The following is an 18,444-nucleotide window of genomic DNA, read 5'->3' on the forward strand; positions in this document are numbered from 1 at the left end:
TGCAAATCCCGACAAATCTCCCATGTTTTGTCGAATAAAAATGATTAGGAGGTCTATGATGTTCCAATCCATGACTTATTCAGGTACAAAAGAGCAGCAGTATGATCTGCTTAATAAGCAGTTGAAAGCCTTGATCGAGGATGAAAAAGATGCTGTGGCCAACCTTTCCAACGCATCGTCTCTGCTCAACCAGTTCCTCGATGATGTAAACTGGGTCGGCTTTTATGTATGGAAAGAAGACGAGCTTGTGCTCGGACCATTCCAGGGTATGCCCGCCTGTGTACGCATCCCCTCTGGAAGAGGCGTATGCGGGACAGCCGTCGCTGAAAGAAAAGTTCAGCGCGTAGAAGATGTCCACGCTTTCCCGGGCCATATTGCCTGCGATGCAGCCAGTCAGTCCGAAATTGTCGTTCCCATTGTTAAAAACGGAGACATTTACGGCGTTCTGGATATCGACAGTCCTTCTAAAGGCCGCTTCGATGAAGTGGACGAGCAGAAGCTGGTCGAGTTCGTGGAAACTCTACAACACTATATTTAATAGACAAAAAAGTCCCGTTCTATAAAAGAACGGGACTTTTTATATCTATCTCTCCTTTGAACTCGCTGATACCAAGAACATATAGGTTAAATATCTGGATCATTTTTTTTAGTGCAGTTCCGTCCTGCTTTTTTTGCTTGATAGAGGGCGCGGTCGGCTTGAAGGATAAGCGCTTTCCTTTCCGGTCTGCCATGTATCGCTTTCCAGGAGGCAAACCCGCAGGATACGGTGACCCCTGGATGGGTCTCTGAAGCGATTCGCTCACGGATACTTTCCGTGATTTGAAAGGCCTCTCCTGCACTGGTCGAAGGGAAATACACGGCCAGCTCCTCCCCACCCCAGCGCGCGGCCAGGCCGGAAGAACCAGCCATTTCCTCCTGGATCACCGCCGCAGCCTGGCAGATGACTTCGTCTCCTGTCTGATGTCCATACGTGTCATTCACCGCTTTGAAATGATCGATATCTACCAATATTAAATGCCCCTGCTCATCTTCCTTGATGTGCTTATCCAAACGATCATCCAGATAAATCCTGGAATGAAGTTTTGTTAAGTAATCGGTGATCACTGTTCGTTCCAGTTCCTCTTGAAGGATGGAATTGGCAAAGGCTAGAGCCGAATGTTGAACAAGGGACTGCAGAAGCTTAAAGGAATCAAAGGAGAAAAAAGACGGTTTCTTATGCAGGACGACCGCAAACCCGGTTTGTTGTTGATGATCCTTCATGGGAACCGCCATCAGTGATCGGTAAGGATGAAGGACATCCGCACTCTCCCCATGAAGATCACTGATAAAAACCGGACCGCCGCCCTCCCTTTCGAACAGCGATTGGATAGCTGAAACTTCTTCAAGATTGAAAACCGACGCGAAGTAGTTGGAACTGCCTTCCAGGACGCTCGCTCCCCCTTCCCCTGCATAGGTAAGAAAGCCTGCCTCGTCTGATTGAAAAACTTCCTGGATCTGTTCTACCATAAATGCCGCCTTTTCCGACAGTTTGGTATAGGAATTCAAACGCCGGGAGGCTGCGGTAATAATTTGGAGGTCATTATTCTTTTTCCGGGCCTGCTCATATAAACGTGCATTCTCAAATGCCTTTCCCGCCGTACCGGCAATTTGTATGAAGAACTCCACCTCTTTCCCCCTGATGGGAAGGGTATAGGGAATAGTAATCTGAAGCACGCCATACACCCCCTGCCTCCCTTTAAGCGGTGCATATAATAAGAACTCCTGCCCATTCGGATTTTCAATGATTCGAAATTCCCCTGTGATAAAAGCCTGAAGACCCGGATTGCTGCTGAAGCTTTCATTATAGGAGAGGACGTACACAGGCACGTCAGCCATTTCCTCAAACTCCTGAGAAAGGTGAAGATGGTATTGAAAGGATGGGTACACTTCAGAAAGCGTCGCAATGATCTCCTTTAACACGGTTTGTATATCGATAGAGGAATGAAAGTGAGCGGTCACATTCAAAAGAAGGTCAAACATTCTCTTCTCTTCCTTCATCGTATAAAAGGCATCCGCTTTTTCTATAATCTTCTCCAAGCTTTCAGCTGCAGCTTTCAGATCGGAGGAAGGCATCAGAGAAGAAGCTTTAGTTCTGTAAGTGAAAGCCAGATACCCGACGACTTCTCCCATTTTTTTCAAAGGAAGGACAATCACCTGATCATCATGACCAGGTTGTGTCAGCATATGCCGCTTTATAGAAGGAGCAGCCATCTCCTCTTCCGGACCGGGTGCAGCAGCCATGGCAAAGGATTGATGAAAATAGACGGGTGTATCTTCTTGTCTGTAAAGCTGATACACGCCTCTCCATTGATGAAACATGTAGCAGGCTGTGCCCTCTGCGTGCATAAAATCCTTCATTTCCTTCATCAGCCTGATGAGGAATGGTTCAAACGCAGGGGGCGTCTCAGTCATCATCCATTCAAAGAGACGACTGTTCAAGTGGTTAAACTTCATTTCGATAGAGCATGGGACACTCATCCGATTCACCTGTCTTCCCGCACACACTTTTAAGTATATTGTACCATCTCTTTATACCCAAAAACAGATATGTATATGTAAAAAATGACAATCCAATGTGCTGTGACAGCAGACACGCGGTATACGTTGAAAATCTTTAATGAAAAAAGCAGAGAACACCTTGACTTCCTCTATTATTCTTTATATAATATTCGTTGTGTAAAATAAATGGCAGCCTATGTGAGCCGCCGTTGTTATCATTTTGTTCCTCTAAGGAGGTGCATCGTGTAACCCTCTGCTGCTGGGGCGATGGTGCATGAAAACATAATGAGCAATGGAAGCAGGACACACTGTTTTTATTTTATGCGAAATAAAATAAAAAGGAGGAAATTCCTATGGCACGATATACAGGTCCAACTTGGAAAAAATCACGTCGCTATGGTATTTCTTTAAGCGGAACAGGTAAGGAGCTTGAAAAGCGCCCTTACGCACCAGGACAACACGGTCCTAACCAACGTAAAAAACTTTCTGAATTCGGTCTTCAGCTTCAAGAGAAGCAGAAGCTTCGTTTCATGTACGGCTTGACTGAGCGTCAATTCCGCCGCATGTTCGAAGAAGCCGGAAATATGAAAGGTATCCACGGTGAGAACTTCATGATTCTTCTTGAATCTCGTCTGGATAACCTTGTGTACCGTCTCGGTCTTGCACGTACACGCAGCCAGGCGCGTCAGCTTGTTACACACGGTCACGTTACTGTTAATGGCGGCCGCGTTGACATTCCATCCTATCGCGTAGCTCCTGGTCAAGTGATCAGCCTTCGCGAAAAATCTCAAAAGCTTAACGTCGTAGAAGAGGCGATCGAAGTGAACAACTTCGTTCCAGAATACCTTACTTTCGACGAAGACAAGCGTGAGGGTACGTACACTCGTTTCCCTGAGCGTTCTGAGCTTCCATCTGAAATCAACGAAGCTCTTATCGTTGAATTCTACTCTCGTTAATAGCTTTTCAAAAAAACCGCCTTTCCCGGCGGTTTTTTTATTTATCCTTGATGCTTAAAGATTTCTTGAAGAAAACACGGGCGTCATCCCTTCCTACTTCCTCCCATCCCATGGTTGTATAGAACGCTCCATTTTCTTTCAGGAGTACATGCGTGGCCAGGCGCATTTCCACACACCCACGATCAAGGGCCTGCTGCTCTGCAAAATCCAAAAGCTTCCGACCTAACCCCCGTCCTTGATAATCCGGATCCACAGCAATGTTGGCGACCTGTGTGCAGGAGAAGTCAAACGTAAGAATAACAGCACCTATGATTTCCCCTTCCCTTTCTATTACCCATACGGGATAGGAGGCGATCTCTTCTTCATAATCTACATCCAATGGTGGAAGTCTTTTTCCTTTCATCCGTTCTTCATAAACCCTGTATGCTTTTTGCATACAAGTTTTCAACTGCGGCGCATCTCCTGCTGCAGCTTCTCTTATCAACCCTTGGTTTTCACCCATCGATTCATCGTGCCTCCCGGTTTCATTATAGAAAAAAGCAGGGGAATCCCTGCTTTTTTCGTGATATTAGTAACGGATAAGGAAATACTTCTTCTTCCCTCTACGAATGATCGTAAAGCGGTCTTCCATCCGTTCTTCCTGCTGAATGGTATGTTTCAGATCCTGGTTCCGCTCCCCATTGATGTAAATTGCACCGTTGCTGATATCTTCCCGCGCCTGGCGCTTGGACGATGAGATCCCGGCATCTACCAACAAATCAAGCAGCTGAGGGTCTTTGGATTCAGACGTAAAGGACGGGACATCTTTAAAGCCTTGTTCAATTTCTTCCCCTGTGAGAGCTTTGATATCGCCGCTGAATAAAGCTTCTGAAATACGCTCCGCCTGCTGAAGTGCTTTTTCATCATGGACAAGCTTCGTCATTTCCTCTGCAAGTCGGCGCTGCGCCACACGTTTTTCCGGACGCTCCTGAAGCTCTTTTTCAAGTGCTGAAATTTCATCCATGCCCATGAATGTAAAGACCTTCAAGTAACGGATCACATCACGGTCATCTGCATTGATCCAGAACTGGTAAAACTCGTATGGAGAAGTTTTTTCAGGATCAAGCCAAACCGCTCCACCCGCAGTTTTTCCGAATTTGGATCCATCTGCTTTCGTAATAAGAGGAACAGTCAGTCCGTAAGCTTCTACTTCTTCCTCCCCCGCTGTAGAACGGCGCAGAAGTTCAAGACCCGCTGTAATGTTTCCCCACTGATCACTGCCGCCGATCTGCAGCGTACAGTTTTCTTTCTGATACAGCTGTTGGAAGTCCAGGGACTGTAGAATCATGTAGCTGAATTCTGTGAAGCTGATCCCCTGTTCAATCCGGGATTCCACGGAATCCTTTGCCAGCATGTAATTGACGCCAAAGTGCTTCCCTGTATCACGTAGAAAGTCGATGATTGACATTTGAGAAAGCCAGTCGTGGTTATTGCGTGCGACAGCAGCATTTTCCCCATCATCAAAGTTAAGGATCTTAGCAAGCTGATCCTTGATACGGTCGCTGTATCCTTTCACAACATCAGCACTGTTCAATTGACGTTCTGATGACCGTCCGCTTGGGTCTCCGATCATCCCTGTTCCACCACCGACAAGAGCAATCGGACGGTGACCCGCTACCTGGAACCTTTTCAACATCAGTACAGGAAGCAGGTGGCCGATATGCAGGCTGTCAGCCGTTGGGTCAAACCCACAGTACAATGTCACCTGATTGTTCTCCAAATGCTTTTGCAGGCCTTCTTCATCCGTCATTTGATTGACCAGTCCCCGCTGATGCAGATCCTCTAATAATTTCATTACAAACACTCCTCTACTTGTCATAACTTCCATTAAGCTGTGGTTTCAGATTCGGAACACAAAAAAGACCCCATCCCTGAAAAAGGGACGAGGTCTTCGCGGTACCACCCTTGTTGCACATAAAACGTGCCACTTCTATCGATAACGGTTTCCACCGTCTTCTGATTCCTACCAGAAGATGCTCCGGGTCGTAATTCGAAATCCAATATGTACTGACTCGCACCAACCGTCAGCTCTCTGCAACAGGGATCTTCATTCTACTTCAATCCATCCACGCACACTTATGAAACTATGTACTATATTTAACACATCCCAGAAAAAAATGCAACAAAATCCCCAAGTCCCGTCGTGTCTTAATACAGAGGGGTATGTTATAATATTGTTGGATTTTTTAGGAGGTTTTATTCATGTCTAATAACCAGAAGAACGGTCGAAATAAGATAGATTTCCGCTCTTTATGGGAGCAGGGGCGTATACAGAAAAACACTCGGATCACATACGATGTCGTTTGGAACGTCATCTTATTTTTTATCATTATCGGTGTGATCGGTTTGTTTTTCGCCGGCGGTGTCGGAGCTGGATACTTTGCCTCCCTCGTAAAGGATGAGCCGGTACGGAGCCAGGCGGATATGGAAGATGATATTTACAATTATTCGCAGACGTCGACGATGTTATTCACGGACGAAACAGAAATTGGAGATGTCAGTTCCGACCTGTACCGGGAGGTCGTTGAGCTCGATCAAGTCAGTGATTATTTAAGAAATGCCGTCATCGCTACGGAAGACGAGTATTTCAAAGAGCACCAGGGTGTTGTCCCGAAAGCCGTCATGCGTGCGGTCGTTCAGGAAGTGACGAACTCCTCCGTGAAAACCGGTGGAAGTACACTGACTCAGCAGCTCGTTAAAAACCAGATTTTAACGAACGAAGTATCATTTGAGCGGAAGGCCAAGGAAATGCTCATTGCCCTCCGGATCGAGCGTTTCTTTGAAAAAGAAGAAATACTCGAAGCTTACTTGAACATCGTCCCGTTCGGGCGGAATGCGAACGGGCAGAACGTAGCGGGTGTACAGACAGCTGCCCAGGGCATCTTCGGCGTAAATGCCGGTGAACTCTCCTTGGCCCAATCGGCTTTTATTGCCGGCCTGCCACAATCCCCCTTCGGTTATACCCCTTTCAACAATGATGGGACGATTAAGGACGAAGAAGGACTGGAACCCGGCATAGACCGGATGCACGAAGTGCTCGAACGTATGCTGGAAGCGGAATACATTACAAAAGCGGAATACGACGAGGCGATGACTTTCTCGTTGAACGATGAAACGCTGGCTGATGCTAAACCAACAGCAATCAGCCAATACCCCGCCATCAACCAGGAAGTACAGAGTCGTGCTAGAGGTCTCATTAAAGATTACTTAATGAAAGAAAACGGTCATACCCAGGAAGACCTGGACGATGATGAAGAACTGGCCCGGGAGTACGATGAACTGGCGGAGCGGGAAATGTCCTCCGGCGGTTATCAAATCCATACAACACTGGATAAAGAAGTTTATGATGCGATGCAGGATGTAAAAGACTCCTATTCATCTAACTGGCCAGTGAAAACCGTTCCCATCCGTGATGAAAACGGAGATCCTACAGGGGATACCAAAGATATTTCCCTCCAGCTTGGCAGCGTAATAATAGAAAACTCCACAGGGAAAATTCACGGGTTTATTGGCGGACATGACTTTGATGAGACAAACCTCAACCATGCCACACAGGCCTACCGTTCCAACGGTAGTACGATGAAGCCGTTGCTCGTCTATGGTCCGAGCTTTGACATGGGGGCTGCCCAGCCGGGATCCGTTATTGCCGATGTCCCTTATTATTACGACAGCGGTACAGAGGTAAGGAACTTCTCCAGAAGCCATAAAGGCTTTGTCAGTGCCCGATATGCGCTGGCCCAGTCCTATAATGTGCCAGCTGTTAAACAGTACAATGAGATTAAGAGCGATAACCCAGTAAAAAGTTATTTAGAGAAAATGGGGATGAAAGATCGATTACACAAGGATGACTATACGAATGAATCCATGGCCCTCGGCGCATTAACCTACGGCATATCCGTCGAACAGAATGTGAATGCATTTGCTACTTTTGCCAACATGGGTAAATTCGTCGATGCGTATATGATTGAAAAAATTGAAACGAAGGACGGGGAGACCGTCTATCAGCACGAAGCGGAAGAAACAGAGGTGTTCAGTCCGCAGGCCTCCTACCTTACCCTGGATGTCATGAAAGATGTACTCGATTACGGGACAGGCTCCCGTGTACGCGGGCTGCTCGCTAACCGCGGTGTCGAGTGGGCGGGTAAAACCGGGACATCACAGGCAACGAAAGACTCCTGGTTTGTTGCTACGAACCCGAATGTCTCTGTCGGAATGTGGACAGGGTTTGATGAAGGCAACATGCAGAACATGAACTACAACCAGCGGACACAGGGGCTGTGGGCCGATGTAGTCAATGCAGTCACGGAATTACGTCCGGAACTGATGGCTCCAAGCAATGATTTCGAGAACCCGGGCGGGCTTGTAACGAGTTCCTACTGTGCGACATCAGGAATGCTGCCTTCTGACTTATGCTCATCCGCAGGCCTTGTAGACAGTGACATTTTTGATGCCGACTATGCTCCATCAAAAGTCGATGACAGCTTGATCGGCGGCGACTTCGTACGCGTGAAAGATAAATTGGTTATCGCTGGACCGGATACTCCGCGTGAATTCGTCAAAGACGGCGGCGGTGTCACATTGAGTCCTGAATGGCTGGAAGAGGAAGGGTTGACTTCCTCTGAAGAATTAAGTGAATTAATTCCTAATTCATCTCGATGGAGCAATGTAGCTCTGCCTTCCTCTTCTTCCATCGGATCAACCGTGTCGTCTATTGATAATGATGGCAATGCGCCCTCCGCTCCGGGATCGGTTTCTGCCAGCGGGTCAACTATCAGCTGGAATGCATCCGGAAGCAGCGATGTCGTCGGGTACCGGGTCTACCGCGCTTCTGAGCCGGGTGGCAGCTATTCCCTGCTTGGCAGCACAGTGAACACGTCGTACAGCCTTTCAGGCGAAGGTGTCTACGCGGTTCGATCGGTGGATTATTTCGGTCAATCATCCAGTCTTTCCTCTTCCGTGACGGTCGGAAATCCAGGGGCGCCGGAGCCTGAACCGGAGCCGGAGCAGGACCCTGAGCCGGAACCGGAACCAGAGCCGGAACCAGAAGAGGATACGAATGATTCCAGTAGTGAAAACAGCAGCGAAGGTAACAATGGCAACAACGATGAAAACACGAACGACTCCAATGCAGACGAGTCAAATGAAAGTACAGAAGAGAATAATGATTCCGCTAATGACAATAATCAAAGCGGCGAATCCGATGACTCAGAAGGTAATTCCGATGATGGTTCAAGCGATACACCACCGGAAGAAGACGCAGATAACGAAAACAGCGACGAGTCCAGCGGAGATGAAACAACGGAAAATCAAGAATAAATGAATCAAACCAGCCCATCATGGGCTGGTTTTCTTTTTGGAGAACAATTAACAATCCCATATTTTGTTGTATAATAGAAGCAATCGCTCTATGAATCTCTTTTTCAGGTGGTGACTGAATGAATCATGAAAAAACTTATTACAGCGAATCCTTCAGCTCTGAGCATGGGCCGATTATTGTTGAAGGACCGCTGACATCAGAAGAATTATCACATTTTACGTTTAACGAAGGCCTTGTCGCTTTCCGACCGCCGGAAAAACAATTTGAAGCTGTAAAGAGCATCGCGGATTTCGAAGAAGGCCGGATCATCATTGCAAGAAACAGCGAAGAGATCATCGGCTATGTGACCTACCTGCATCCAGACCCCCTGGAACGGTGGTCGGAAGGAAACATGGAAGATTTGATTGAACTGGGCGCCATTGAAGTCAGCCCGAAGTTTCGCGGGTACCGGATTGGCTCACGTCTCTTGAAACTTTCCATGATGGATGACTATATGGAAAATTACATTATCATTTCCACTGAATATTACTGGCATTGGGACTTGAAAGGAACAGGGCTGAACATATGGGATTATCGAAAGGTCATGGAAAAGATGATGGCTGCAGGCGGATTGACCCCTTCCCCCACCGATGATCCTGAAATCATATCCCACCCAGCCAACTGCCTTATGGTCAGAGTAGGCAGCCGGGTTCCTGAATCATCAGTAGAGACATTTGATCAACTGCGCTTTTTAACGAGGCACCGAAATCGCCAGCTGAGGAGGTAGCGGAATTGTTAGTAGAAGAAATCATGAAGGACCAGGTGATTACACTTACTCCGGATGAAACGATTGAAACAGCGTTGAAACTTCTCCATGAACACCATATCCGGCATATCCCTATTATAGACGAGGACCGGGCTGTCATAGGTATTGTTTCTGACCGTGATGTCAGAGATGCCAGTCCATCGATTTTGGAAGAAGACACCGGACAGGAGGAACTGCAGTATCCGATCCGCTCCATCATGACTTATCCGGTGACGACCGTACACCCTCTTGATTTTGTCGAAGAAACAGCTTCCATCTTTTATGAACAGGAAATTGCCTGTGTTCCTGTCACCAGAGACGGAAAACTGGTCGGAATTGTAACGGAAAAAGACATGCTCTATACGTTGATTCAATTAACGGGCACCCACGTCCAGAGTTCCCAGATTGAAGTGAAAGTCATGAACAAACCAGGGATTCTTCCTCAAGTGACGCAAGTATTCGGAAAACGCAAAGTGAATATCAGCTCCATCCTCATTTATCCTTACAAGCCGGATGCCAAGTACAAAGTCGTCGTGGTCCGGATTCAGACGATGAACCCACTTCCCACCGTTGAAGATCTGGAGGAAGCAGGCTATGAAGTTTTGTGGCCTAAGAAGCCGGAGAGTCCCTATGACTTGTAAAGCAGGATTTGTATACTCCAACGATTTCACTTCCTATCGGTTCCGGGATGACCATCCTTTCAATCAGATGAGAGTCGTCCTGGCAAAGGAACTTCTGGATGCAGCAGGCATCCTTGAGGAAAATCACTTGATCACTCCCAGAATGGCAACAGAGGAAGAACTCCGTCTTGCCCACAGTCCAGCATATATCCAGGCGGTGAAAAAAGCATCAAAAGGTAAATTGTCGGAAGAGGAAGGGCTTGAATACGGAATAGGAACAGAAGATACACCAATGTTTGAAGGCATGCATGAAGCTTCACAGCTGCTTGTAGGCAGTACATTGTCTGCTATTGATGCGGTTCTTGACGGTGATGTCACACACGCCCTTAATCTGGGAGGCGGCCTTCATCATGGATTTGAACGCAAAGCCTCAGGCTTCTGTATTTACAATGACGGAGCCGTAGGTATTAAATACATCCGCCGGAAATACGATTACAAGGTCCTTTATGTTGATACAGACGCTCATCACGGGGATGGCGTACAGTGGGCCTTTTACGATGATCCCAACGTCTGTACACTGTCCATCCACGAAACAGGGCGGTACCTGTTTCCCGGTACAGGACATGTGAATGAACGAGGATTGAAAGAAGGATACGGATATTCTTTTAACCTGCCAATCGATGCCTTCACTGAGGATGAGTCATTTCTGCACGTTTATGAATCCGCTTTCAAGGAAATTACCGATTATTTCAAGCCCGACATCATTATTACGCAGAACGGGGCGGATGCTCATTTCCTTGATCCTCTGACCCATCTAAGCTCAACGATGGCCATTTACGAGCGCATACCTGCAATTGCCCATGAACTGGCTCATCAATACTGTGAAGGGCGCTGGGTGGCACTTGGCGGGGGCGGATATGACATCTGGCGTGTTGTCCCGAGAGCTTGGGCTCAAATTTGGAAAGTTATGTTGGAAGAAGAACCTTTTACAGGTCCCCTCCCTGTCGAATGGCTGAAGAAATGGGAAAAAGAATCCCCAGTTTCTCTACCCGATGCATGGAACGATCCACCAAACGCTTTCAAACCTATACCGAGAAGGGAAGAAATTACAGAAAAGAACAATAAGCTGTTGGAAAAAGCACTGCAGCTGATTCATAACCAAAAGAAATTCAATTCCTTGTAGTAAAAAAAGCCACTACTTATGTAGTGGCTTTTAAGATCCGGAATTTTCGTAAGCCGGATCTAAAATGACAATTTCAACCCTTCGGTTCCTGCTCCAGTTCTCCTCAGAATCATTAGGAGCGACCGGTCTCGTCTCTCCGTAAGCAACAGCGGTAAACCTCTTCGGGTCCATGTCCTCCGTGTTATCCAGGATATACCGGATAACACTGCTCGCCCGTGCTCCGGACAATTCCCAGTTTGAAGGATAGCGGTAGCTGGAAATCTGACGGTTATCCGTATGCCCTTCCACTTTGACAAAGTTCGGAATGTTTTCAAGCAGGGTGCCTACCTTGGATAAGAACGGCTTAGCCTGGTCCAGAATTTCTGCCTCACTTGTTTCAAAGAGCAGCTGTTCTTCAAGAACGAGGACGACGCCGCGGTCGGAATTTGTCGCAGCAATAATGTCGCTCAAATCGTTTTCCTTCAGGTATTCATCGATCTCCTGCTTCAATTCATCCAGGTCCTGCTCCTTTTCCGCTTCAGCCTCACTTGATTGTGAAGCTTCCACTTCTTCCGGCGGCATGTCAAATTCATTATTCTTTTCACCGTTTTCCTCTATCTCAGTCTGATCAGTGGGATTCTCGTTTTCCACAGCAGAAGGATAAAAGTCCAGGATCATCCGGTTTCGGAAGCTTTCTGCTATCGCCTCAAATTTATCGAGGTTAATCTGGGACATGGAAAATAAAAGAATAAAGAATACAAGGACAAGGGTGATCATGTCTGCATATGTAGTCATCCATTTGGGTGCGCCGTCCTGCTTCTTCTTTTTAGGTCTACGCCTCATTGGCTGCTTCCCCAAGTGGATCGTTTTGTTCTTCGTCTTCCAGAATCTTCTTATCATTTTCAGACAGGAATGCTCCCAGTTTTTCTTCCAGAAGTTTCGGGTTCTGGCCGGACTGGACGCCGATGACCCCTTCGATGATAATCTGCTTCATGAACACTTCCTGGTCCGTTTTGTTCTCAAGTTTCCCCGCCATCGGAATGAAAACAAGGTTGGCGAGCAGTGTTCCATAGAAAGTAGTAAGAAGAGCGACGGCCATTTTAGGACCAAGCTCTTCCGGGGTGGATAAGCTGGAAAGCATCAGGACAAGACCGATCAGCGTTCCAATCATTCCCCAGGCAGGAGCATATTCCCCCGCCTTTTCAATAAGAGCTCTTCCTTTTTGGTGCCGCTCTTCCACAGCGGAAATCTCCGCATTCATAATTTCATTAATGACATCAGGCTCTACACCGTCAACAGCCAGAAGAATCCCTTTCCTTATAAAAGGATCCCCCACTTCCTCAAGCTCAGCTTCCAAGGCAAGCAGCCCTTCCCTCCGGGCCCGCTCAGAAAGCCTCACAAAGAGGCTGATCAGCTCTCTCAGGTTCATGCTGCTTTCTTTGAAGGCTTCCTTCGTCACACGGAAGGTCAGCTTCACTTCAGTAAGATTGAAGTTCACGAGAATAGCGGCGGCCAGCCCTCCCAGCACAATCACGATAGAGGATATTTGTATAAAGGAGGCGGCCCCTCCGATGCCTGCGTTGGACATGATTCCAACCATAACCATAGCAAATCCAAGAGTAATTCCTATGGGAGTCATTAAATCTTTTTTTGTCATTTCACTCTCTCCTCAGTTCGAACAAGTACCTTTTAGTACATATATCGGTACTATTTCTGCTGAGTTGAGTTTCTTTCAATAATTCGGTGTGGAAGAACCACGTTCTGTTCCTCTACTTCTTCTTTGTTCATGAATTTTGTAAGCAGACGCATGGCCACTGCTCCGATGTCATACATCGGCTGTACAACAGTGGAAAGCGTTGGACGCACCATGGTAGCCAGACGTGTATTATCAAAACCGAATACTTCCATATCCTCAGGTACACGAATGCCGCGGTCCTGCGCTCCGTGAATAACCCCGAGGGCCATTTCATCAGAAGAAACGAAAACGGCTGACGGCTGTTCGTCCATCTCAAGGATCTGCTCAAGCGCTTCATGACCGGAATCGTAGGAATAATCTCCAGTTACGATGTATTTGTCAGCATCCTCGACACCCTTTTCACTCATGGCACGTTTGAAGCCTGTCACTTTTCTTGTATTGATTAATGTATTCTCCGGTCCGGAAATGAAGGCAATCCGCTCGTTATTGGAGTCCAGAAGCATCTTCGTTGCATCATAGGCCGCTTCTTCATAATCAATGTTTACAGATGGCGTTTCCTGAGTCTCATCAACAGTCGCCGCCAGCGCAATCGGTACAGAAGACGTCTTGAACTCACGGATGTGGTCATCGGTAATGTCGCCACCCATGAAGATCAGTCCATCCACCTGCTTGCCGAGCATGGCATTGATCAAATGAAGCTCTTTGTCTTTGTTCTGGTCTGAGTTACTTAAGATAATGTTATAGTTGTACATGGTTGCGATATCTTCAATTCCCCGTGCCAATTCTGCGAAGAAAATGCTGGAGATATCCGGAATAATGACACCCACTGTCGTTGTCTTCTTACTCGCAAGACCTCTCGCTACTGCGTTTGGACGGTAGCCGAGCCGTTCAATCGCATCATGTACTTTCTTTCTTGTGGCGGGTTTCACATTCGGGTTCCCGTTGACGACCCGCGAAACGGTTGCCATTGAAACGTTAGCTTCGCGTGCTACATCATATATTGTTACATTCATCTAATTTCCTCCTCATCGAATCCTGTCGTACCGTAGTACTTATAAGAACAATCATACGACAGATCGCCTGCCTGCGCAATAATCATACGGTTCTCTAGAGTTTGTACCCTATCCATTATAACGGATTCCTAAATTCGTGCAAAAGGTTACTTATAGTCTTCCTGATTTTTTTAGAAACTATGAATAAAAAATAAGACAGGCTGTTTGATCAGCCTGTCTTTATCTTTTTTCTCCGTTATTTTTTCAGTTCTTCCATGAAGGCGTGGAAGGTCGGAATATCCATCTGCTGAGCTGAATCCGAAAGAGCAACAGCCGGATCCGGGTGAACTTCAGCCATGACACCATCGGCACCGACAGCGATTGCTGCTTTCGCTGTAGGAAGCAGTAGGTCGCGACGGCCGGTTGAGTGCGTTACATCCACCATGACCGGCAGGTGGGTTTCCTGCTTAAGGATCGGGACAGCGGAAATGTCCAATGTATTCCTTGTTGCTTTTTCGTAGGTGCGGATACCGCGCTCACAGAGAATGATGTTTTCATTCCCACGTGAGATGATGTATTCAGCTGCATTGATGAACTCGGCAATCGTTGCTGACAATCCACGTTTAAGTAGTACCGGCTTGTTCACAGAACCTGCGGCTTTCAGAAGCTCGAAGTTCTGCATGTTTCGGGCACCAATTTGAATGACATCCAGGTATTCCAGAGCTTCTTCCAGGTCTCCTGGGTTCACGATTTCACTGACGACTGCAAGTCCCTGCTCATCTGCCGCCTGTTTCAAAATCTTCAATCCTTCCAGACCAAGTCCCTGGAAGTCATATGGAGAAGTTCTCGGTTTGAAGGCTCCACCACGAAGCAGTGTCAGACCTTCTGCTTTCACAGCTTTGGCCACTTCAGATACCTGCTCGTAGCTTTCCACCGCACATGGCCCCATAACAAAGGAAGGTGTGCCGTTTCCGACTTGTTCTCCTTTTATTTCAACGACTGTATCTTCAGGCTTTTTCTTCCTGGATACAAGCAGTGCTTTACGGTGGTCATCTTCCTGCAGTTCCAGCGCTGCTTTGAAGATTTCCTTGAATAAATGTACGATTGTTGAATCCTCGAAAGGTCCATCATTGTGCTGGGACAACTGGTCCAGCATCGCTCTCTCCCTTACTGGATCGAAGCGGTTCATCCCCTGCTGTTCTTTGATCTGACCAATTTCCTTTACCAGATCACCGCGTTTATTGATTAAACTCAAAAGGTCTAAATTAACCTTATCCAACTCGCTGCGCAACTGGTCAAGCTTTTGATTACTCATGCTTACGTCCCCCTACAATGATATTTGATAATTAGAATCATAAGTATTATGAAATAATTAGGGACAATTATAGCTAACTTTTTGAATATTGTCATCCCTTTGAAAGTGTTTTCATGAAAAACTGGCTAAAAAGTTGGAGGAAGGATCAAGCTTATCTTGAACCTTCCTCCATAAAACCGTGTTCTTATGCTGTGACTTCTTTCAGTTGATCTGCTGTAATTGCGCCATGGCTGTCGTGCCATACCACCTGCCCGTTTTTAAAATAAAGGGCCTGTGGGGATTCATGCTGGACATCATATTCCGCAGCAATATGATTGGACAAATCTCTTGCCTCCTGGATATGAAGAATGTAGCACGGTACATCCGCTCCGTCGGTGAACTGCTTATATTGGTGATGAGCAAACGTGCTGACCGGGCATGTTAAACTGTGCTTGAGCAGGATAAATGCCTCTTTTTCGCTAACCACCTGTTCAAATGCCTGTTTGTCTTGAATCACTTCGATTGTCATTTCTATTCCTCCTAAAAGAAAGATGGAGACTGCGGACAGTCTCCATACTGTGTCAAATATTTGTCGATGTCGTAGAGTCCTGCTGTCTTTCCAGCTCCTGAGCAGCTTCCTCGATGGCTTCAGCTACTTCCTGAGCGGCTCTTTCCGCTTCATCTTCTTCATTTGTACGGATATTTTTCACTTTGTCCTTCATCAGTCCGCTCCACTCCTGAGATTTTTCAGAAACGGATTTTGTCAGATGGGAAGAGGATTCAACAGCACGGTCTTTCCATTCTCCGCCCTTTTCATAAGCGACATCCTTCCACTCGCCGGCACGCTCTCTCAACTCCCCGGAGCCTTGATTGATGTTCTCGCGCAGTTCACGTCCGGATTTCGGAGCAAAGAGCAAGGCAACAGCTGCACCGACTAAACCGCCGATCAGCGAACCCAGTACAAAATCTCTACCATTATTTTGTTCTTTGTTTTGTTGTCCCATGTTAATTCCTCCTTATGAATTCTTATCTTCTTTCTTCGCTTTCTTCCAAAGGCTGATCGCCACCTGCCCCCACTTGACTGCCTGGGCAGCTGAGTCTGTGTGCTCATTGGCTGACTGAGTAAAACCCTTGGATACAGAACGTATGGATTGGTTAAATTCCTGTACGGTATCCCCTATACCCTTTACACCATCAACTAATGTATTAAGTTTCTGCGATTTCTCGCCTACATCCTCAGCCAGCTTATTCGTTTTATTCAACAGCTCAGTGGTCTCAAGAGTGATGCCTTCCATTTGTTTCTCTACACCCTCAAGGGTATCAGCTACGTTGTTCATTGTACGGCGTACAGCCGTTAACGTTCTTGCTAAGAAAATTACAAGAACAGCAAAAGCCACTGCTGCAATTAAAGCAGCAATGTAAAGGATATTGATCATTCCCCCTGCACACTCCTTCTTATGTAATCAACACAGTTTAGTTATTGCCCTAATCAGGCTTTTCCTAAACGTGAAGGCTGCTTATAAATGGACATATTCGCTATCTTAAACATAATATCCTTTTTTATCAGCCAATTTTCTACTTTTATTGAAAAAACATGCGGCTTTTCAAAGTTGAAAGCCGCATGCCTGCTTAATTGTACTGCTTTTCGTAAGCGTCCTGGAACTTTTGAATATCCCCGGCTCCCATGAAAAGAAGAACAGCATCATCATACTCGGCCAGCTGCTGCGTTTCATCCAGTTGAAGGACCTTGGATTCAGGAATCAGCTCCTGCAGATGGTCAATGGTCAGTTTTCCGCCATTTTCACGGGCCGAACCAAAGATATCGCACAAGTATACATGATCCGCTTCCTTCAAGCTTTCCGCAAACTCGTTCAAGAACGTTTTCGTCCTTGTAAAAGTATGGGGCTGGAAAATAGCGATGACCGGTCGATCGGCATATTTCTTACGGGCTGAGTCGATGGTCGCTGTAATTTCGATCGGGTGATGGGCATAGTCATCGACAAGAATCTGATTATGCCAGACCTTTTCGGTAAAGCGGCGCTTTACACCTTTAAATGTGGCAAGCTTTTTGATCTGCTCCGGCTGCATCTGCTCATAATGGCAGAGAGCAATCACGCTGAGGGCATTCAAAACGGTGTGGTTTCCGTACTGCGGGATCGTGAATGTATCATAAAAGTTGTTGCGCACAAACACGTCAAACGTCGTTCCATCTTCACCTTCACGGATATTCTGAGCCTGGAAATCGTTCGTGTCAGCCAGTCCATAGTAAAGGACAGGGACGTTGGCCTGAATATGCTGCAGATGCTCATCATCCCCGCACGCAATAATCCCTTTCTTCACCTGTTTTGCCATCTGTTGAAAGGCCTGGAAAACATCCTCCACACTTGAGAAGTAATCCGGGTGGTCAAAGTCAATGTTTGTCATGATGGCATAATCCGGCTCATAAGCAAGAAAATGACGGCGGTACTCGCATGCTTCAAAAGCAAAGTATTGACTGTCTTCATGACCCTGCCCGGTTCCGTCCCCTATCAGGAAGGACGTCGGGTAGTTCTCTGTCAGCACATGTGCAAGAAGGCCGGTTGTCGACGTTTTCCCGTGTGCGCCTGTGACAGCTATACTTGTATACTTCTGCAGCCACTCACCTAAAAAATCGTGGTACCGGTAAAACGGCAGACCTTTCTCCCTGGCTGCCACGATTTCTTCATGATCGTCCCCAAAGGCATTTCCGGCAATAATCGTCTGGCCGTCAGTAATGTTTTCTTCTGAAAAAGACATGATCTCTATATTTTTAGCTTCTAGTACGTCTTGTGTAAAAAAGCGTTTATCTACGTCTGATCCTTGAACTTTCTCGCCCGAGTCGTGGAGAATCTGGGCAAGCGAACTCATTCCAGTTCCTTTGATACCAATGAAATGGTAAGTTGTCATAAACAAGAACCTCCAAAATAAAGTGGGTCACTTTAGGTATAGTATATGTAACGAGGATCGATCTGCGCTTCACCTTTCTGCACAGATGAGTCCTTGTCTGCATTTCCTTATCTTATCACGG

At 46.7% G+C, this 18,444-nt stretch carries 17 protein-coding genes and 1 other annotated feature; of the genes, 6 read left to right on the forward strand and 11 right to left on the reverse strand.

The window, feature by feature from the left end; genetic code table 11:
• The first annotated feature begins 58 nt into the window (after positions 1-58).
• Positions 59-538, forward strand: a complete 480-nt coding sequence (locus ACXAD6_RS12985) for a GAF domain-containing protein (RefSeq protein ID WP_474969209.1) — start codon at positions 59-61, stop codon at positions 536-538.
• A gap of 86 nt (positions 539-624) precedes the next feature.
• Here ACXAD6_RS12985 and ACXAD6_RS12990 read toward each other — a convergent pair whose 3' ends face one another.
• On the reverse strand, positions 625-2,493 hold the full coding sequence (locus tag ACXAD6_RS12990; protein ID WP_474969210.1) for a sensor domain-containing diguanylate cyclase: 1,869 nt from the start codon (positions 2,491-2,493) through the stop codon (positions 625-627).
• Positions 2,494-2,891: 398 nt separating this feature from the next.
• Between ACXAD6_RS12990 and rpsD the strand changes: the two genes are divergently transcribed.
• Entirely contained in the window at positions 2,892-3,494 is a 603-nt protein-coding gene (gene rpsD / locus ACXAD6_RS12995) for a 30S ribosomal protein S4 (protein ID WP_027955125.1), read from the forward strand.
• A 37-nt stretch (positions 3,495-3,531) separates the two neighbouring features.
• Here the strand turns inward: rpsD and ACXAD6_RS13000 are convergent, their stop codons facing one another.
• Positions 3,532-3,996: a GNAT family N-acetyltransferase gene (locus ACXAD6_RS13000; protein ID WP_474969211.1), complete on the reverse strand. Its 465-nt coding sequence runs from the start codon at positions 3,994-3,996 to the stop codon at positions 3,532-3,534.
• Between the two features lie 66 nt (positions 3,997-4,062).
• A complete protein-coding gene (tyrS, locus tag ACXAD6_RS13005; RefSeq protein ID WP_474969212.1) occupies positions 4,063-5,328 on the reverse strand; it encodes a tyrosine--tRNA ligase in 1,266 nt (421 codons plus the stop codon).
• An 80-nt stretch (positions 5,329-5,408) separates the two neighbouring features.
• Positions 5,409-5,611: a binding site (T-box leader), on the reverse strand.
• A gap of 124 nt (positions 5,612-5,735) precedes the next feature.
• Here tyrS and ACXAD6_RS13010 point away from each other — a divergent pair.
• From ACXAD6_RS13010 to ACXAD6_RS13025, 4 genes are all read left to right on the forward strand, one after another.
• Complete coding sequence (locus ACXAD6_RS13010) at positions 5,736-8,849, forward strand: transglycosylase domain-containing protein (protein ID WP_474969213.1); 3,114 nt, start codon at positions 5,736-5,738, stop codon at positions 8,847-8,849.
• A 119-nt stretch (positions 8,850-8,968) separates the two neighbouring features.
• Complete coding sequence (locus ACXAD6_RS13015) at positions 8,969-9,616, forward strand: GNAT family N-acetyltransferase (RefSeq protein WP_474969214.1); 648 nt, start codon at positions 8,969-8,971, stop codon at positions 9,614-9,616.
• Positions 9,617-9,621: 5 nt separating this feature from the next.
• Positions 9,622-10,275 carry an acetoin utilization AcuB family protein gene (locus ACXAD6_RS13020; RefSeq protein WP_474969215.1) on the forward strand — a complete coding sequence of 218 codons (654 nt, stop codon included), beginning with the start codon at positions 9,622-9,624 and terminating at the stop codon, positions 10,273-10,275.
• Complete coding sequence (locus ACXAD6_RS13025; RefSeq protein WP_474969216.1) at positions 10,265-11,437, forward strand: acetoin utilization protein AcuC; 1,173 nt, start codon at positions 10,265-10,267, stop codon at positions 11,435-11,437. The genes ACXAD6_RS13020 and ACXAD6_RS13025 overlap by 11 nt, the downstream gene beginning before the upstream one ends.
• A 30-nt stretch (positions 11,438-11,467) precedes the next feature.
• Here ACXAD6_RS13025 and motS read toward each other — a convergent pair whose 3' ends face one another.
• The 8 genes from motS to murC form a co-directional block, all read right to left on the reverse strand.
• A complete protein-coding gene (gene motS / locus ACXAD6_RS13030) occupies positions 11,468-12,259 on the reverse strand; it encodes a flagellar motor protein MotS (RefSeq protein ID WP_474969218.1) in 792 nt (263 codons plus the stop codon).
• Positions 12,249-13,073, reverse strand: coding sequence for a flagellar motor protein MotP (gene motP / locus ACXAD6_RS13035; RefSeq protein WP_474969219.1), 825 nt, complete (start codon positions 13,071-13,073; stop codon positions 12,249-12,251). The genes motS and motP overlap by 11 nt, the downstream gene beginning before the upstream one ends.
• 50 nt (positions 13,074-13,123) lie before the next feature.
• Complete coding sequence (gene ccpA, locus ACXAD6_RS13040) at positions 13,124-14,125, reverse strand: catabolite control protein A (RefSeq protein ID WP_474969220.1); 1,002 nt, start codon at positions 14,123-14,125, stop codon at positions 13,124-13,126.
• 235 nt (positions 14,126-14,360) lie between these two features.
• A complete protein-coding gene (locus ACXAD6_RS13045) occupies positions 14,361-15,419 on the reverse strand; it encodes a bifunctional 3-deoxy-7-phosphoheptulonate synthase/chorismate mutase (RefSeq protein ID WP_474969221.1) in 1,059 nt (352 codons plus the stop codon).
• A 184-nt stretch (positions 15,420-15,603) separates the two neighbouring features.
• Entirely contained in the window at positions 15,604-15,927 is a 324-nt protein-coding gene (gene ytxJ / locus ACXAD6_RS13050) for a bacillithiol system redox-active protein YtxJ (RefSeq protein WP_474969222.1), read from the reverse strand.
• Positions 15,928-15,979: 52 nt separating this feature from the next.
• Positions 15,980-16,402 carry a YtxH domain-containing protein gene (locus ACXAD6_RS13055; protein WP_474969223.1) on the reverse strand — a complete coding sequence of 141 codons (423 nt, stop codon included), beginning with the start codon at positions 16,400-16,402 and terminating at the stop codon, positions 15,980-15,982.
• A gap of 12 nt (positions 16,403-16,414) precedes the next feature.
• Positions 16,415-16,834, reverse strand: a complete 420-nt coding sequence (locus tag ACXAD6_RS13060) for a DUF948 domain-containing protein (RefSeq protein WP_027955113.1) — start codon at positions 16,832-16,834, stop codon at positions 16,415-16,417.
• 193 nt (positions 16,835-17,027) lie between these two features.
• Entirely contained in the window at positions 17,028-18,323 is a 1,296-nt protein-coding gene (gene murC / locus ACXAD6_RS13065; protein WP_474969224.1) for a UDP-N-acetylmuramate--L-alanine ligase, read from the reverse strand.
• Positions 18,324-18,444: the final 121 nt, after the last annotated feature.

This window comes from Halobacillus sp. ABH2_015 (assembly GCF_056158945.1).

Excerpts from the sequence above, each read along its gene's own strand:
- motP (WP_474969219.1), bottom strand. The coding sequence starts at position 13,073 with ATGACAAAAAAAGATTTAATGACTCCCATAGGAATTACTCTTGGATTT.
- rpsD (WP_027955125.1), top strand. The coding sequence starts at position 2,892 with ATGGCACGATATACAGGTCCAACTTGGAAAAAATCACGTCGCTATGGT.
- tyrS (WP_474969212.1), bottom strand. The coding sequence starts at position 5,328 with ATGAAATTATTAGAGGATCTGCATCAGCGGGGACTGGTCAATCAAATG.
- ACXAD6_RS13025 (WP_474969216.1), top strand. The coding sequence starts at position 10,265 with ATGACTTGTAAAGCAGGATTTGTATACTCCAACGATTTCACTTCCTAT.
- ACXAD6_RS13060 (WP_027955113.1), bottom strand. The coding sequence starts at position 16,834 with ATGATCAATATCCTTTACATTGCTGCTTTAATTGCAGCAGTGGCTTTT.
- ccpA (WP_474969220.1), bottom strand. The coding sequence starts at position 14,125 with ATGAATGTAACAATATATGATGTAGCACGCGAAGCTAACGTTTCAATG.
- ytxJ (WP_474969222.1), bottom strand. The coding sequence starts at position 15,927 with ATGACAATCGAAGTGATTCAAGACAAACAGGCATTTGAACAGGTGGTT.
- motS (WP_474969218.1), bottom strand. The coding sequence starts at position 12,259 with ATGAGGCGTAGACCTAAAAAGAAGAAGCAGGACGGCGCACCCAAATGG.
- ACXAD6_RS13015 (WP_474969214.1), top strand. The coding sequence starts at position 8,969 with ATGAATCATGAAAAAACTTATTACAGCGAATCCTTCAGCTCTGAGCAT.
- murC (WP_474969224.1), bottom strand. The coding sequence starts at position 18,323 with ATGACAACTTACCATTTCATTGGTATCAAAGGAACTGGAATGAGTTCG.
- ACXAD6_RS13000 (WP_474969211.1), bottom strand. The coding sequence starts at position 3,996 with ATGGGTGAAAACCAAGGGTTGATAAGAGAAGCTGCAGCAGGAGATGCG.
- ACXAD6_RS12990 (WP_474969210.1), bottom strand. The coding sequence starts at position 2,493 with ATGAAGTTTAACCACTTGAACAGTCGTCTCTTTGAATGGATGATGACT.
- ACXAD6_RS13055 (WP_474969223.1), bottom strand. The coding sequence starts at position 16,402 with ATGGGACAACAAAACAAAGAACAAAATAATGGTAGAGATTTTGTACTG.
- ACXAD6_RS13045 (WP_474969221.1), bottom strand. The coding sequence starts at position 15,419 with ATGAGTAATCAAAAGCTTGACCAGTTGCGCAGCGAGTTGGATAAGGTT.
- ACXAD6_RS12985 (WP_474969209.1), top strand. The coding sequence starts at position 59 with ATGTTCCAATCCATGACTTATTCAGGTACAAAAGAGCAGCAGTATGAT.
- ACXAD6_RS13010 (WP_474969213.1), top strand. The coding sequence starts at position 5,736 with ATGTCTAATAACCAGAAGAACGGTCGAAATAAGATAGATTTCCGCTCT.